Genomic DNA, 15992 nt, shown 5'->3' with positions numbered 1-15992 from the left:
CCCCGTCCCCCGGGTGGTTACGGTCGTGCGGCTCTGCATCGACAAGCTCGAGAGGACCCGACGGTTTTGAATACCCCCGCCCGCCAAGGCACGTCCACTGACACCGAGACCGCGTGGCTGGTGCGCTGCGCGTCGGTAGCCGCTTCCGCGACCCCTCCCGACCCTGTTTCCGGCGACTTCGCATGGCTGGTGTGGTCGTGGTGCCGTCGAGCGGCAGGCAAGCTGTCGGAGCGCCAGCAGCTCGCACTGGATGCGTTGCCCGCCGGGATCACGTCCCTGCGTCGCGACATCTGGGTCTCGCGTTACCTGGAGGTCGCCGCCCGCGGCGAGGCCGGAGACGATCTCAGCGGCGGCCCACGCACCGCGTGGTTGAGCCGCCAGCGGCGACGGGCGATGGCAGGGTCCCTGCCGGCCGGACGCGCTGAACTCCTGAGTCGACTCCCAGGGTTCGCGTGGACCCCTGGGGAGCGCCGCTGGGAATCCGCATTCGCCCGAGTGCGCGACTTCGTCGACACGTTCGGGCATATCCCTGCACGCGGGGATGATGAAGCGTTGGCCGGGTGGCTTGCCACGCAACGTTTCGAGTTGCGTTCAGGCCGACTATCCGCGCGCCGGGCCCAGTTGTTGGACACCTTGCCGGGCTGGGCACAGTCGTTGGCCGGCCCTCGGTCCCCGATCTCCTGGCCCCAGCAGCTTGAAGCGCTGCGTGACTTCGTGAGCGCACACCGACACTACCCGCGGACGGGAGCTGCAGAGGCCCTCGAATGCGCCCTCGCCGCCTGGGTGTGCGACCAGCGCGACAATCACCGCCGCGGTGATTTGAGCGCAGCCCGCACTGATGCCCTGGCCGCACTTCCCGGATGGCGATGGACAGCGCGCGAAGCGGATTTCGACGCCCGTGCCGTCGCATTGTCCGTTGAACTGGGTGGCCGGCCGATCGACACCGGGCACCGGTTCTACAGCTGGGTGGTCTCCCAGCGACGGCGGCACCGCGGCGGACGTTTGTCCGAAGATCAGGCCGCAACGCTGCGTGCGCTCAATCTGCTCGACGAACGCCTTCAGGCCTCTGCCTGAAGGATCAGGTTCAGTGATTTGCCGCGTATTTTGCCCGGCATTTAGAACAGGCATGCCAGAATGCATAGAAAGGACATGACACAGCTGTCGCATCGGAAGGCCAGAACCCAGACATGTGCGTTTCCCTCAGCGAATTCGCAGGATCAGCTCGTCAGTGCCGCCGCTGTGTCATGACCGACGCCAAGCGTGCCGACGCCTCGGCTCGGCGTCAGGAGAACCGGGTCACGGTGCGCACTGTGACCCACAACGTTCGCAGTCAGATGAGCAACGCCAGCGCAGCGGCAGTGGCATCTCTGGCGCCCTCATCACTGAGCAACCTCTTGGTCAGCCTCGAAGCCGTTTCGCCGGGAATCTCTTCGGAATTGTTGCGGTCCCAGTCGGGGGCGCTGCGGCGTGTTCCGGGCATGCACAACGACGTGTTCAGTGAAGTTCGCGAGAACTCCAATGAGGCCTCGTCCAAGATCAACGGCGGCAAGAGCGATCCGATGGTGGTCACCAAGATTCAGTTGGCCTCGGCGCTATGTGAGCGCGACCTGGTCGCCGACGGCGCCATCGTTGATCCGCTCGATGCCGCCGCCGAATTGGAGCGCATCGAGACACGCATCGACGCGATCGCCAGTGGGGCGATGTCTGCTCCAGCGCCGGGCACCGCGTTCGACCAGCTGCCGGAGCACACACAGAAGTTCTATGCGCGGCACACACTCGATGAGATCGGGGCGCTGACCACGGTGTCGCAGCGCATGAGCGACAAGTTGTTCGAGGACGTGACAGAGCAGGCGCAGGTCGCTGCCTCCCCACGCCCCGCCAGCGATCTGGTGAAGCGGCTGAACGACGAGCAGGACCGTCCCCTGACCGTGGCCGACCTGATCGACGGCGCACGCCGCCATCACATCGATTCCACAGCCGGGATCCAAATGGCTTCCGGCGCCACATTGGTAGCGGGAGCCGGTGGAGGGACCGCAGTGCTCGTCGACGGTGTGCGGCTGCCTGTTGAGCCGGACGCTCGTGTCGCAGACGTGCTGGCACGGATTCCCGATGTGGATTTCGAGCACTTCACCCGAGTTCCGGCCGGAGCCAACGCTTCAGGGCTCAACACGGCAGTCCAGTCGATGTTGGTCGGCAAAAGCCCACGGGCACAGTCGATGCGTTTGGCCGCACGCCGTCGCATCCTGGAGCGGACCTTCTACGGTGACACACCCATGGGATACACCGCCGACGCTTCGGGCAGCGCGCAACTGCTCGCCGGCAAGGCCCGCGCCCACACGGCAGCCGCGTTGGCTTCTCGTCCACACAGCTCGCGCCACGGGGCAGACACCGAAGCGCAGACCACCCGGATAGAGGGCTTCGACCTCTCCAGGCACCTGCGTTTCGCCCGAGCCGCGCGAAAAGAGTTCCTGCAGACGAAGGTTCCGCCAGAGCTGCTGACCGAACGAGCCGCCCAGGCCACGCTCAAGCGCTACGCGGGAAGCGTTTCCAAGGACAACCGCGATGCCGCCGCACGCGCCGGGTTCCAGATCCGCCACCGCTCGAACACGCTGGACGCGGACTATCCGGGGGCTCGCGAGAAGCTGGTCGTTGACTGGAACGCCGTCACGCCGGTGCACACGAATCCCCCCGGCAAGGCATTGTGCCCCGAACACGCAGATGTCCGCGCTGACGGCGTGGCAATGGTGGCCGCAGCCAATCAGATTGCACGCCACGGCCGCAACCCCGAACTGGCCGGCGCGCAAGCTCTACTGGCCGAGGCGAAGCTGGCCAGCGCCTTCGAAGTACACCGCGCTGTGGCTGGACGTGACCATCAGCCTCGTGTACTGACCTCCACGCAGGTGGTTCCCTCAGTCTATCGAGGCCGTGAAGCGGAGTTCATCGCAGAAGTGTTCCCCACCGGCGGCGCGTTCACCACAAAGGGATACACGCTGACCCGCAGGGACGGCAACGTACGCGGCGGCGCAGGCCGGGTCCGAGTGCGCTACCTCACCGGCGACGCGATGCCGGTCACCAACGCCGACATCATCGACACGAAAACCACATTCCGGGTGATCTCCGCCGAAGTCACAGTGGACGGGACCGTGGAGGTGCGCGCCGTGGACGACCAACTCGCCGCACAGCTGTCACGGTCAACGCCGTGAGCTCGCGACACACACTCAAGCTCACCGAGGGCTGCCACCTCACGCCCCCGGCGTGTCGTGCCGTTCGACTTCGAGCGCGGCTGATTCGGCAATAACGTCGGCCCCACTCATACGCCGCCCTTCCCCACCGGCGCACGGGTGGACTTCCACCAAGGAGAGATAGACGATGACCGGACCTACATTCCCGGTGCACACAGCGCCACGGGGGGCCAAGATCCCAGACGGTTTCTTCGACGAGATCGCCGCAACGCTGGAAACCGAGACCGCCGAGGAAATTTCCGAAGCAGTGATCGCAGCGTGCACCGGCCGCGGGATCCTGCACCCCGAGCTGGAGGAGGACCCCGACGACGAGTTGCGGGCTGAGGAAATCGCCGAGGTGTTCGCGCTGCTGGCGGAAGTCACCGCTGCGGTGGCCGACGGCACGATCATCCCGAGCCGGGTGCGCCCAAGTGACGAGGTGGACGGTGCAATGGCCGCCGCCTGGGAGAGTTTCGCTGCCGACGCCGCTGACGTGAGCACCGCCGAGGTCAGCGCGGCGATGCTCACCACAGGCAGGATCGACAATAACCAGATCCCTGCTCTGCCCAAGACTCGCCGAAAGTCTGCCGCTGCTACCAGGGTTCGCCGATGACCGAGCAGAAGACGCTTCAGGTCACCAATGCACGCCGCTCGGCCTGACAGATGTCATCGGCCCGCTGTTAGAGCAGGAGATTTATCGGCATGGACACAAACTGGGCAGAACGCCGACAAGCAGAACGCAGGGCTACGCAGCGCGAGTACGAGGAACGCCGTGACCACCAGCATTGGCGTGAGCACTTCGAGCAGTGCGGTGACCGCGACCCTTGCCCCCACGCAGGTTGACGTAATCGGCGCCATTATCGGATCGGAGAATCATGAAGATGTATACCGCCGCCTACCGCAATCAGCATGGAGAGGTTTGCCCAGTGGGTAGCCCCACTCCCGCCCTTGATGTGGCTGAACGCTTCGCCTCCGAGGCGAACGCCGACGATCCGAACGTACTGTTCTTCGTCGCTTATCTGGGTGAGCCACAGTGGCGGCAGCTGACGTAATCGTCCTTCGTCAGGTGTGTCGATGTGTTGACGAGCGCAAACAAGGATCATGTGGCTTGGCTCATCACACCCCAGTCTCGATGGACGAGGGCGCTACGAATGCTGACCGCCCGCAACATCGTGACCTGCAGGCGCCCGTCGTCGTGTCGGGCGACGGCCACTGGTCAGGCCTTCGCCCCACGCCAGTCAGTCGCGCGGATGCCGCGTAATCCACGGCGGCTGAAGGACATCCCCAATGCCGCCACAGTCTGACCGGTGGCTGAGCCCACTGCGTTACCCCGGAGGGAAAGCCCGCATGGCCTCTGCCCTCGCCGAGATCTTCCAGTCGCAGTTCGGCCTCCTGGACGTCGAAGTGTGGGCCGAGCCATTCGCCGGAGGTGCCGGCGCAGGACTACACCTTCTCGATCACGGTGTCGTCGACGAGTTCTGGCTGACCGAGAGGAACCCGGCGCTGGCAGCACTGTGGCGGACCGTCACCGGCAACAGCGCCGAGTTGGCCGCGGTGGTACGTGCCAGCCAGCCCGACATGGGTACGTGGCACGCCGCTCGCGAGCTGGTCGCTGCCCGGGAGTCCGGCGCCGACGTCGACGACATCGACCTGGCGTTCGCCGCGTTGGTCATCAACCGGTGCTCCCGGTCCGGGATGGTCAATTCTCGCGTCGGTCCGATCGGCGGGAAGAGCCAGACCGGCCGCTGGCATCTGGGTTCGCGGTGGAACCCTGAGGGGCTGTCCGACCGCATCGCCCGAATCGGCCGGCTGGGAAGCCGGATACGGGTCCGCGAAGGCGACGGGATCGTGTGGATCGCCGAGCTGAACGGAACCGTCGGGATCGAAGATGAACTCCTGTTGTTCGTCGATCCGCCGTACCTGGTTGCCGGCAACGGACTGTATTCGAGTGGAATGTCCATCGACGACCACGAGCGGCTTTCTGGTGCGCTCACCGGTTGCCGCGCTAGGTGGCTGCTCACCTACGACGAGGATCCGCGCATCCTAGAGCTCTACCCGGACCGCCGAGTTCTGGCCTATGAGATCCGCTACAGCGCACAGCGTCGGCGCGTGGCCGAGGAATACGCTGTGCTGGCAGACAGTCTCGCGGTTCGCGACGATCAGTGGCTGCTCGAGACGGGAACATCGCGATGGGTCCAGCACGGGCCGCCGGACGTTCCCGACCCAGTGCAGTGCGTCACGGCACCGGCGATGCGCGCGATCGGGGACGGTGTCTGTGCCTGATCCTCTTGCGTGCGAGGCGAAGCTCGGACTGATCTCGGGCGACGTCCGGCAGATTCGACCCGGCCGCGAGTACTGCGTAACGGTCGCCGGGATCAGGCTGCGCTTCCGATGCGGAGAGGACACCGCGATGGTCCACGTGTACGCCCAGCATCGGCTCGTGGCGCGTGTCGGCATCGACCGGTTCGGCAACCAGCTCAGCGCCGTGAGCATTCGCGCTTTTCTGCAGCAGAACTCGCCACTGTCCTGACGCCGAAGACGTCGCCGCCCCGGTGATCTGTTCTATCGCCGGGGCGGCGTGCGCAATATCGTTGCGGCTAGGCCACGTTGATGATGCCGAACCCTTTGAGTATGTTGGCCGACGCGCCAAGCACATCTTCGGAGGACAGCTGCATGAATTGTTCGTTGGTCAGTGATGCAAGATCGACGCCGCCGCTCATCAGCCGGCGCGAAGACAGACCCTGCGCCTGCTCAAAGACGTTGCGGGCGAAGCGGCCGTTACCGGCGACGTCGAGAACCCTGTCGCCCTTTGCATCGGTGTCCCACATGATCTCGATGATCTGTTTGAACCGGCCCTCCACAGCCGGGTCGACAGCGCGACCTTCCTTCGCGGCCATTCCGGTGAGGATGCGCCACATCTCGTCGGGGCTGTAGGTGTTGAACATCATCGAGTAGGCGAAACGTGACTTCAGGCCGGGGTTTTCGCCGAGGAACCGCTCGATCGGCGCCGGATAACCCGCGATGATTACCAGAATGTCATCGCGGTGGTTGTCCATGTACTCCAGCAGGGCTGTCAGTGATTCCGAACCGAACGAGTCCTTGTGGCCGGGGCGGTCCTGCACAAGCTCGTACGCCTCATCGATGAAGATGCACCCGCCGCGTGCCTCATTGAGCTTGGCGATCGTCTTCGGTCCTGACTGCCCTTCGAACTCGGCGACCAGGGTCGCCCGGTTGGCTGACACCAGGGTGTTGTTGCGAATCACCCCGAGCCCGTAGAACAGTCGCGAAATGAGGTTGGCGATCGTTGTCTTACCTGTACCGGGCGGTCCTTTGAAGATGATGTGACGCGTCTTGGCCTTCACCGACATCCCCCGCCGACGCTGCTCGTTCTCGAAAGCGATCTCGTGGGACAAGGTGAGCATCTGCTCTTTGATCTCGTCCATACCGTCGATCGCGTTCAACTCGGCCAGTGCCGCGTCGAGAATCTCGCGCCGTTCCTCTGCAGAGGAGGTGCGCTGGAAGTCGTCCATGTCCGGCTCGGAATCCACGTCCCAGTAGCTGGTGCGCGCCGCGATCACATCCGCAGCCGAGACTCGCATCCGCTGGTTCTTGTTGCGTATCGCATCAGTGAGTTCAGGCAGTGTGTTGAACTGCATGCCGTCGCCGAATGCCTTCTGCGCGGCGTCTTCCTGTCCGGCGGTACGGCAGGACAACCCCAGCTGCAGCGAGGCCCACGCCGACACATCGCGGAAGTTCTTCGACACCGCGTATCGGAGCTTGTTCTGCCCTGCCTCGTGAGAACCGAGATGAGCCAATGCCGTTCCGGACATGGCTGTGCCGTAGGCCTCCAGTGCCTGCTCCAGCGGCGAGGTGTCTTTCGCCACCAGAGTCCCCGCCACATTGAGCAGGTCCTCCCAGCGGGAAGTGTGGAAGTAGAGCAGGCACTCGACGGCGGCGATCTCCTTGGCCGTGCTAACCGCGTTTTTCTCGACCAGCACGACACGTTCGCGGGCGGCCGCATCCAACTCGGCCCGAGCCTCGTCGTAACGCCCCTGCTCCACAAGCAGGGCGGAGTATGCGGCGCGGTACTGGCCCCGAGTGACCGCAGGCAAGATGAGTGCGACGGTGGGCAGGACCCAATCGGCACCGAACCATTCCTCCTGACTCGACTTGTCGATGACCGACATCATCTCGTCGTAGGTGTTCAGGGTGTTTCGGATCGCGGTGATGTCGGAGCTCGTCAAGTACCCGCCCCGGTTGGTCACATGGGAGTACGCCAAAGCCCGGTGCAGATCGCAATGGTCGGAAAATGCCTCGCATGCATAGTCCAGATCCCGGTCCGCTGCCGCGTGATTGGAGTTCCGGAGTGAGCCGATGGCCTGATTCAGGTACTTCATGGCATCGGGGTCGATCACTGTGAGTCCTTTCCGAAAGTCGCGTCGTCAGCATTAACGAGAATCGAAGAATCGAGCGAATCCTTCGACGGCCATGGTGGCCGGTCCAAGTGCGGATCGAACCGCAGGGCGCGACCTACCGAAGGCCGGCTGAAGGTGTCGTGGCCTCACGCGGGAGACGGAGCTCCCCGGCGTCGGCGAGCACGCCCTCGTGGTGGGCGAACGCCACCGCAACCCACACCAGCAGCAGTACCAAGGATCGGCGGCGCCATTGTCTGGGGGTGGCCAGCCTCCACAGGAGGTTCACCGATCGGCCTTCGCGCCGCCGGTGCTGAGTAACCAGATCGCTTCAGCGGCAAGCAGAGTCTGTGCCCTCGCACAGATGCTGGGCCACGCCAGCGAAACCCACCGAGCCAGCTCCTCTTGCCGGGAGCCCGACAAGCGGGACCGTGCAGCATGCACCGCCGGGTCTGCGTCGGCGATGTCGTCGAGGACGCGGGAGGGTGCGCTTCGGTCGTGCAACCACCACCACCGTGCGAGCGCCGCGGCCGCGGTGAAAGCCACACCGTCAGTAGACCCTCCCTGTTCGCGGGCCAGTTCAGTGGCGACACGTGCGTAGGCGTTTGATTGCTGGAAACAGCGGTACAGAGACTCGGTGTTGGCAGCCATCAGCTACCCGCATTCCGCTTGTGGCCGTTGATGACGATAGATCCGACTGCGGAGGTTTTGTCGATGTTCTCAACGCTGTCCGGATTGTCGGCACCACCAATTCCGGAGCTCACCTGATCCTTGCCTAGCGGCGGCCGCGTACTGGCGGTGATTGTCATCGACATCTCCCGCGTGCTGATCGGAGGGTCCGTCGGAAACTGTTTACAGACCCCGGGCCGGGTGGGGTTGATCTCTTGGGGGAACGCTTGCCCGCCCATTCGCCACGTGACCGCGGTGACCAGTCGGTGGCGGGCCCATTCGTCACGACCGTCGGGTGCCACGTAGTCCCACCCTGGCACGAGGCAGATCGAGGTGATCACCACCTCCGCGTTAAAGGTGATGTTGAGGACGTTGAGGTCGAGTCCGTCTATCCGCAGGCACACCCAAGCGCGGGTCTTGTCCGCAGCGAACGGCGCGACCGCGTCGCTGTCGTTGCCGCAGCTCGCTGAGACTTTGGCGGGGACCAGAACCTCGTCCACGGGTTCAGGTTCAGGATTCTCTGACTGCAGCGGAGGTGCAGCGACTTGGCCCGCCGGCTGCGGCGGCTCGCCGCGGTTGCCGGCGATCGACGCCACAAACACGGCCACGAGCACGAGTACTGTCACGGCGGCGCCGGCGACGAGCAGTAGCCGTTTGCGCCAGCTCCCTTCTCGGACGCGTTGCAGCTGTTGGCTGATCCGTTCTTTGAGGGGGGTTTCCGGATCGCGGGTCGGCTCGTTCATGTCGTCGGGCGGTTCGGTGGCGTCCCAGGAGGGAGCGGGATCGTCGACGTCGCGATTGAACACAGCGCCCTGATCCTCTGATTCCTGATCGTCGTCATTTCCGGATGCGGGGGGCGCGATTTCGGCTTGGTCGTCCCACGGCGACGGGGTGCCAGCGAATGCATCGGTAGGTGAGGGCGGCAGCAGGACTGGAGGCGATAGCGACAGCATCGGATCGGGCTCATCGCCGTCGACAGGTTCTGGATCAGGGCCGGTGTCCGCGCCACCGCGCACCTCGTTACTTTGTTCATCCGTGTAGTCGTCGGTTTCCGATCCGGTGTAGGCCAAGCCATCGGGTTCGGTGTCGTTTTCAGCAGCGTCAGTCTCGTCCACATGTTCTCGGTACTCGCGATGATCAGCGCTATCTGAGTACTGTTCGTCGCCGTCATCGTCCAGGTGTGCGGTGCCGTCGACCGCTGAAAGGCGCTGTGGTCTTGCGGTCTCAGTCTCGGTTGAGGGTGCGACGGTGCGCAGCTCTACGCCGTCGAGCGGCGGGTCGGTCCGCCATGGTGGCGCCTCGGGGGCTGGTGACTCTGTGATTGCGCCGGCGGGATCGTCGGTAAGCAGGTATCGACGATCAGACCGCAGCGTCGGTACTGGTGCCGGATCGGCGTCGTCAACCGTGAACTCCCCGACGGGGTCACCAAACTCTGTCGCACGGTGCTCAGGCGATGTGGATGTCCGCGGCATCTTCTCCGCGGCGATCTCGTGGTTGGCGGTCTCGACGGCAGCACGGACTCGCGCCGACAACACGGCGTCAGACGCAATCTCGGTGCCGTCTTCGGTCACCATGGCCCGCGAAATCGCAGCAGCAACCCGCGTGGCCTCGGGGGCTGGGCGCGAATACGCGTTCAGGAGCGCATCAACGGTGGCGTTCAACAGATGTGGTCCTCTCTCTGTCCGCGCCGGAGGCGTCCCAGGGCCGTAGCGCGCAGCTACCGTACGGCCGCTACCAGGTCGCGAGCCTCGCGCGGCGCGACCTGCGAATTGGAAAGGACTCAGCGGGATGGCCCGATTGCTGTCGAATGTGCGCAAGCTCAAAGACCTGTCACAGTGGAAGCCCAGGGCGCGGGAACGTGCCATGGTGTTCTCGATGATCAGCGGCCCGCTGGCGTTGTGCCTCGTGCTGGTGATGGTGGTACTGACAGCGGTGATCTTGGCGCGTCTGCCCAAGCCGGTGAACACCTACTCGGCGATCACCGATGTCACCCGGGTGCAGAACTACGCGCGCAACGCTCTCCTGCTGTGGATGGGCGGTTCCGAGTCGGCGAAAAAGGCGCTGTTGTCGCGGTCATTGGCATCGCCGTCGATCGAATTGTCTGAGGTGCCTTTCGAAGTGCGCTCTATCGACCCGTCCGACATCATCCGCTGGCAAGGCTCCGACGCGGTGCTGTGGCAGGCGACGTTCGCGGTGACGTTCGTGGCCCCTGGGGTCGGCGCAGCCCAGATCAACCGCTACGCGGTGACAGTCATCGAACACGACACCGACTACCAGCTGTTGATGTGGCCGTCCATCGTCAACGTCGACACCACTCCGTTCAAAGTGGCGAGCAAGTACACGGTGCCGGTTGATTCGAAAAGCTCGCTGTCGGAGTCGTTGGGCCGGTTCGTGACCGCGTACCTGACCTCCACCGGTAACGCCACGTCGCTCGGGCAGTTCGTTTCGTCTAAGTTCTCGGGATCGGCGATCACCGACAGCCCCTATTCGACGGCCACTATCGAATCAAGCTGGGCGGCCTCAGATTCGGTTCCGGTGTCCACCGCCAAGCCGGGAGACACGCTCAAAGTCCTGGTGCGGGTAAAGGCCGCGGCTTCGATCAAGACGTGGTCGATCATGGACCTGGCGCTGCGGGTGTCCCTGGGCACGAACAACGTGTGGCTGGTCGACGGAATCGATGCCCCGGTCGGGTGGGGAGCGATCACCCCGCAATAGTTTTTCGACCAAGTAACGGAGGACGTGACAAGTTGAGTGTTGACGGCAGTGCGGCAAACATAGCTATAGTTGCTGTATCGAACTTTTGCCCGAGAGGAGGTGCCCCATGGCTCAGCGCGAAGAAGACGTCGTGTACGTGAAAACCGTCGCGACCGGATCGATGGAGCCGGTCACCATCTCGCAGTGGACCAACCACGGCTTCAACGCGCTGATCCGAGATGCCATGGCGCTCTTCGCGTCGACGAAGGGCGGCACGCTGAGCATCACGGGCACTCCGGAGTACGGCCGGGTCACTGTGGCCATGCGCGGCGAATGTCTCATGGACATGGTCTGGGGTCGGATGACCGCCGCGGAGGCACGTGGTGACATTGCGCATATCCGCCGCCCCGAGCGGGTTCCTGGAGCCGCCGCCTCCGCGGGCTAATCCAGCACCCTGCCGGCGACCGCGGTGTCAACCGGCCATTGCCGCGGGGCCTGTATCGCCGTCCAGCCCGGACATGGGCCCGGCACCATCGTCATCGTTGTCGGCGGTAAACGGTCCAACGTCTTTGAGCGCGGCGATGCGCTGCACGATCGGATCGGTAATCACCTCAGCAATCTGTGAGATGCGCTGCTGGGCTGCTTTGATCCTGCCGAACTCAGCGACGTCAATGACGGTGGTGAAGGCGTCAAGGTTCTCCCGAATCACCCGATGCATGTGTGGTCCGGTGGTCGCGGCCATGAGGTCCAGGCCGCGCACGCCGGCGTGGTTGGACGAGAACTGGCTGGGTGCATTCGGGGCGGATTTGGTCTGGTGTCCGCCTGCTTTCAAATCGATCGCACGCATCATCCCCCGGCTGATTTCGAAGTCGTGCATGGCGTGATGTGCGCCGCCGAACTGCGCACGCATCCGCGCACTGTCGGTGTTGCGGAAAGCGACAGTCACGGTGTCGTGGGGCTGCACCGACATCGGCATGTCCGAGGTCGAGAAGCCGTGACTTGGAGCCCGCGTGGTGTCGATGGCCACCCGGCCCCACACCGCTGAGTCATGTGTCAACCGCACCCAGCCCGCCGTAGGCACGTCGACGATCCGCAGGAACGTTGAGACCTCTGACAACACCCACAACGCGTTGGGCACATCGAGGTTGCACCAGACTGTCGAGCCCGGCCCGATCACCCCGAACTCGTAGAGGTCGACTACTTGAGTCACCACGGCGGGCCCGGCAGATGCCGGGGTACCAGGCCGAATGAAAGCGTGCACAGTGACGCCTGTATCTGCGTGGTTCATGCGCGCACCGTAGCTCTGTTCGTAGCACGACACGGCGTGCGCCACGAGTTGGCGACCTGCACGTATCGCGTGCTGTGTTGCCGTCTGTGGCATCGGATATATCGGTGCCTGTATGCGGGCCTGTGTTGGGTGTCGTAGTGACTTCCGTATCGCAGGTTGTAGCTCGGTGCCGCAGTCGTCTTCCACTCACATACGCGCACATGGGTGTGTATATGCGCTGGCGCCCTGCCGCCCCCTGCAACCCGCGCCGCGGTCGTTGTTGACAACTGTTGCGTATCAGCCTGTCCCCGAACACACGGCACCTGACTATTCGGGGAAAGGGCACTCATGATCTTCACCGCCGCGCAGAGCGTCATCTACAGGGCCGATCTGGTCGACCCCACCAGCGACGGCATCCTCACCACCCTCGTGAACTTCGGCCTGGCCGCACTCATGGTGCTCGCGGTTCTCGTCGGCGGTTGGCAGGCCTTCAACGTGTGGATGGCGAAGAAAGGCGCCGCTGCACACATGGAACTGCGCACCGTTGTCTTCGGCGTGCTGCTCGTCGAGATGATCCTGGGCGGCATCATGTGGCTTGCCAACTACGGCACCGGCCTGATCGAGAACTTCCGGTGACGCGCACCGGTTGCCCCGGCCTCGCCGGCACACGCGGTGGCGTAGGCGGTCCGGAGGTTCCTGTACGCGGAGGCCATGCCTGATGCGTCCCTTCAGGATCTTCAACGATGTCAAAGGCGTGCGCATGGTGGCCAAAATCGGCGGGGTGCGCATGGGCCCATTCGCGGTCATCGCAATCCTTCTGTTGATGGCCTGCGCGCTCATCGTGGTCATGGTTGCCAACCCGTTGATCGCCGCGGCCGTCTTCGCCGCCGGGTTCGTCACAGTCAGTGTCTACGTCGCGATCTTGACCCGCATCGACAACACCGGAGTGCTCTCCGAATTGACCGCACTCTCCCTGCTGCGACGTGGACTCAGCCACCGGCACAGCGCCAACTTCGACCTCCCCGGCATCTGAGCCGACTCGGAAGGACACGCACAATGGGCAACCACATCCCACCGCTCAGCAAACGCCGCAAGAACCTGATCTTCTCCGAAGACGGCAGTGTGTGGTGCAACTATCTGCTCACCGGACTCAACGTCAACAGCTATCGACCAGAGACTGCAGCAGCCGCGCAAGACTCCCACGAACTTCTGCTCACCGCTCTGTCGGAGATCCCCACCGACGACATTCTGCTGGCAGGTTCGCGGGTGCGCGTCGATCCGCTCTCGACGCATCGACGGATTACCGGAGGAATCCCGGACTGGGAACCAGACCGCTACCGTCACCTCGAGCATCTGATCAACGAGTTCTACCAACGGATGGCCAGCGGCGAGTTCGTAGAGTTCGATCGCGTGTACTGGCTCTCGATCAGCCAGCCGTCACGTCGCACGATTTCTGAGCGCATGGTCTCGACACTGGTCGAGACGGACCCTCACGAAGGCCTGGATTGGGCCGACCTCGGCGATTTCGAGAAACGGTGCTTCGCAGCGATTCCACCGGAGTTCCGTCCGGTACGGACCGTCCCCGAACTCGTCGACTGGTACTTCGAGCGGGCCACCACGCGTGGTTTGACTGTTCCGATTCTTCCGCCACCCCGCAGCGGTGCGGTGACACCGACCGAGCGGGCCTACCCGGAGGTCGTGTTCGATGAAGCTGCTGAAGCCACGGCGCTGTACTCAACGTTCCTGCGCGATCTCGACGCCGGCCGCGACTACACCAAGAAACTCTCCAAGATCGACCGAAAGACCTCGCTGTTCAAGCGCTTCCGCACACTGTCGGCCGGAACGGTGATGGCGATATCGCACCCTGGCAAGGCCCGCATCGCCGAACTCCCCGACGGCGTGACGTCGTATCAGTCACTGTTCGGGATCGCCCGCTACCCTGCCCGATTCACTGACCAGGTGTCGAGCTTCACCTACCTGGTAGACCAGGCGATCGGCGGTGATGCCGACTTCGCTCTGCGTCTTCGCTTCTCGCAAGATCTGGTCGACACCAAGAGCGTGTCCGATACTGAACGCGACCTGGTGTCTGAAGGCGAAGCCAATTCCGCCGATGAATTCGAGGCATACGACTACGACAAGCGCCGAGCCGAACTGCGCCGGTTCCACGACGCGATCCGCGCCGAGTCGGGGCCGCGAGGGATGCAGGTCGCCGCGATCTTCGCCTTCGGATCTAGCGACCTCGACGAGCTCACCGGCCGGGTCGCAGCGTTGCAGCAGCGGTTCCGATCCAACGGGTTCACTCCGCTCCTGCCGGTTGGCGGTCAGAAGGAACTGTGGACGATGATGATGCCGGGGTCGCGGCGTACTCGTCTGGGCAATGATCTGCTGCAGACCACCACCGCTCGCTTGTTCTCTGGAGCAATGCCGATCCGGCGCAGCTTCGCTGGGGATGCCGTCGGCATCCCCATCGCCATCAACAAAGAGAACGCCAACGGGCAGATCGTCCTGCTCGACGTCCTCGGTGCGACCGAACGCGGCAACGGGTCAATCGCGTTGACCGGAGCACAAGGTCGCGGCAAGTCGAACCTGATGAAGCTCATCCTGCTGTTCGTCACGCTGCTCAATCGGTACTCCACCGTGGTAGATCACTCCAAGCACGGAGAGTGGGCGGTGTTCGCCCGCCAGATCGCACGAACCCAGGTGGTCAATGCCGCCACGGGAGACTCACCTGGCGGGCCGGTGTCGATGGATTTCCTCAAGTGCCTGCCATCCCCATTGGCGGAGACCACGATGATGGCGCACTACCTGCCGCTGTTCGGATTTGAGACAAAGTCGCCTGAGGGGGCGTACTTCGCCAAGGTCCTCAATCCTTTGTTCCGCAATCCACGGGGCATCAACAGCACCCGCAAGCTGATGGGGTTCCTCAAGACCACCGGCGACGCCGAAGCCCGTGCCTTGTCACTGAATTTCGAGCACTGGGCCGCGCTCCCATACACGCGGGCTTTCATCGACCCGCCGGAGCGCGGACACGGGGACATGGGCCTGCCGCCTTTCGACAACCTGGCTGATTTGGCTGCGCGCATGGAGTCCGGGTCTACTCCGTATTCGACTGTGTTTCGCACCCATGAGCTTCCGGTCTACCGCGGCGAGAACCCGGACAACGCCACCGATCTGAACAAGTGGGCAGCTTCGGTGTACGGGTCTATCGCACGGATGACGGCTCACCGGTTCGCTCAGATCCGTGGAACGTGTGTGTTTTTCGGGGACGAGATCAGCTTCCTCAAAGGCAACGAGGACGTTGTCGAACTACTTGTCCGTTCCCCCGACCGCACCGCGCGAAAAGACGCAAATTTTGGAGTGTTCGGATCCCAGCATGGCGAGGATTTCGATCACAACTACGCGATGATCGAGAAGAAGGCAGCCCTCGGGCAGAAGGTAGCCGGCAACGCGCGGGCCGCTCTCAAGCACATGGACATGCCGATACTGGATTCGCTGATCAACATGATGGTCACTCAGACCTCACCGCCAGATCCCGACGACAACACCCGGACTCGCGCCGGCCGCGAGGGCGAAGGCTGGTGGAACGACGGCAACAGCAACATCGTGCGAGTGCAGTTCCTGCCGATCCTGTCGGCGTCGCTGGCCCGTTTCGCCGACACCCGCAGTTCGAAGATGATCCGTGAGACCGATCTCGACGCACAGCCGCGTACGCCGCGAGGAGTTGCCTAG

At 63.9% G+C, this 15992-nt stretch carries 16 protein-coding genes; 11 read left to right on the top strand and 5 right to left on the bottom strand.

Going from position 1 to position 15992, the window contains the following annotated elements; genetic code table 11:
* The first annotated feature begins 66 nt into the window (after positions 1 to 66).
* The 6 genes from ACNQR1_RS17615 (at position 67) to ACNQR1_RS17590 (ending at position 5751) form a co-directional block, all read left to right on the top strand.
* Positions 67 to 1074: a helicase associated domain-containing protein gene (locus ACNQR1_RS17615; protein ID WP_019343705.1), complete on the top strand. Its 1008-nt coding sequence runs from the start codon at positions 67 to 69 to the stop codon at positions 1072 to 1074.
* Between the two features lie 170 nt (positions 1075 to 1244).
* Positions 1245 to 3203 (top strand): hypothetical protein, encoded by a 1959-nt coding sequence (locus ACNQR1_RS17610; RefSeq protein ID WP_019343706.1) that lies wholly within the window; start codon positions 1245 to 1247, stop codon positions 3201 to 3203.
* Positions 3204 to 3369: 166 nt separating this feature from the next.
* Positions 3370 to 3834, top strand: a complete 465-nt coding sequence (locus tag ACNQR1_RS17605) for a hypothetical protein (protein ID WP_075909286.1) — start codon at positions 3370 to 3372, stop codon at positions 3832 to 3834.
* A gap of 313 nt (positions 3835 to 4147) precedes the next feature.
* Positions 4148 to 4273, top strand: coding sequence for a hypothetical protein (locus tag ACNQR1_RS17600; RefSeq protein ID WP_267880518.1), 126 nt, complete (start codon positions 4148 to 4150; stop codon positions 4271 to 4273).
* A gap of 295 nt (positions 4274 to 4568) precedes the next feature.
* Positions 4569 to 5504 carry a DNA adenine methylase gene (locus ACNQR1_RS17595; protein WP_019343709.1) on the top strand — a complete coding sequence of 312 codons (936 nt, stop codon included), beginning with the start codon at positions 4569 to 4571 and terminating at the stop codon, positions 5502 to 5504.
* Complete coding sequence (locus ACNQR1_RS17590; protein ID WP_019343710.1) at positions 5497 to 5751, top strand: hypothetical protein; 255 nt, start codon at positions 5497 to 5499, stop codon at positions 5749 to 5751. The genes ACNQR1_RS17595 and ACNQR1_RS17590 overlap by 8 nt, the downstream gene beginning before the upstream one ends.
* Positions 5752 to 5818: 67 nt before the next feature.
* Here the strand turns inward: ACNQR1_RS17590 and ACNQR1_RS17585 are convergent, their stop codons facing one another.
* The 4 genes from ACNQR1_RS17585 to ACNQR1_RS17570 all read right to left on the bottom strand — a co-directional run bounded on the left by ACNQR1_RS17585 (position 5819) and on the right by ACNQR1_RS17570 (position 9963).
* Positions 5819 to 7636 carry an AAA family ATPase gene (locus tag ACNQR1_RS17585; protein ID WP_019343711.1) on the bottom strand — a complete coding sequence of 606 codons (1818 nt, stop codon included), beginning with the start codon at positions 7634 to 7636 and terminating at the stop codon, positions 5819 to 5821.
* Positions 7637 to 7751: 115 nt separating this feature from the next.
* Entirely contained in the window at positions 7752 to 7922 is a 171-nt protein-coding gene (locus ACNQR1_RS17580) for a hypothetical protein (RefSeq protein WP_019343712.1), read from the bottom strand.
* Positions 7919 to 8284, bottom strand: a complete 366-nt coding sequence (locus tag ACNQR1_RS17575) for a hypothetical protein (RefSeq protein ID WP_019343713.1) — start codon at positions 8282 to 8284, stop codon at positions 7919 to 7921. Before ACNQR1_RS17575 ends, ACNQR1_RS17580 begins: the two co-directional genes overlap by 4 nt.
* Entirely contained in the window at positions 8284 to 9963 is a 1680-nt protein-coding gene (locus tag ACNQR1_RS17570; protein ID WP_047036751.1) for a hypothetical protein, read from the bottom strand. The genes ACNQR1_RS17575 and ACNQR1_RS17570 overlap by 1 nt, the downstream gene beginning before the upstream one ends.
* A 127-nt stretch (positions 9964 to 10090) precedes the next feature.
* Between ACNQR1_RS17570 and ACNQR1_RS17565 the strand changes: the two genes are divergently transcribed.
* Together ACNQR1_RS17565 and ACNQR1_RS17560 are read left to right on the top strand one after the other, a co-directional pair.
* The gene (locus ACNQR1_RS17565; protein WP_019343715.1) at positions 10091 to 11017 is read left to right on the top strand and encodes a conjugal transfer protein; all 927 of its coding nucleotides are present in this window, start codon (positions 10091 to 10093) and stop codon (positions 11015 to 11017) included.
* Between the two features lie 106 nt (positions 11018 to 11123).
* Entirely contained in the window at positions 11124 to 11441 is a 318-nt protein-coding gene (locus ACNQR1_RS17560; RefSeq protein WP_019343716.1) for a hypothetical protein, read from the top strand.
* A 27-nt stretch (positions 11442 to 11468) separates the two neighbouring features.
* On the opposite strand, the gene ACNQR1_RS17555 is transcribed toward ACNQR1_RS17560, so the two are convergent.
* Positions 11469 to 12023, bottom strand: coding sequence for a hypothetical protein (locus tag ACNQR1_RS17555; RefSeq protein ID WP_234709345.1), 555 nt, complete (start codon positions 12021 to 12023; stop codon positions 11469 to 11471).
* Between the two features lie 588 nt (positions 12024 to 12611).
* On the opposite strand from ACNQR1_RS17555, the gene ACNQR1_RS17550 reads away from it, so the two are divergent.
* The 3 genes from ACNQR1_RS17550 to ACNQR1_RS17540 all read left to right on the top strand — a co-directional run bounded on the left by ACNQR1_RS17550 (position 12612) and on the right by ACNQR1_RS17540 (position 15992).
* Positions 12612 to 12899, top strand: a complete 288-nt coding sequence (locus ACNQR1_RS17550; RefSeq protein WP_019343718.1) for a hypothetical protein — start codon at positions 12612 to 12614, stop codon at positions 12897 to 12899.
* 82 nt (positions 12900 to 12981) lie between these two features.
* Positions 12982 to 13296 (top strand): hypothetical protein, encoded by a 315-nt coding sequence (locus ACNQR1_RS17545; RefSeq protein ID WP_019343719.1) that lies wholly within the window; start codon positions 12982 to 12984, stop codon positions 13294 to 13296.
* Positions 13297 to 13319: 23 nt separating this feature from the next.
* Positions 13320 to 15992, top strand: a complete 2673-nt coding sequence (locus ACNQR1_RS17540) for a hypothetical protein (RefSeq protein ID WP_019343720.1) — start codon at positions 13320 to 13322, stop codon at positions 15990 to 15992.

Origin of the sequence: Mycobacterium sp. 48b (genome assembly GCF_048282725.1) — a bacterium.
Taxonomy (GTDB): domain Bacteria; phylum Actinomycetota; class Actinomycetes; order Mycobacteriales; family Mycobacteriaceae; genus Mycobacterium.
The sequence above is the reverse complement of the archived record's forward strand: the minus strand, read 5'-3'. Positions and strand labels throughout refer to the sequence as shown.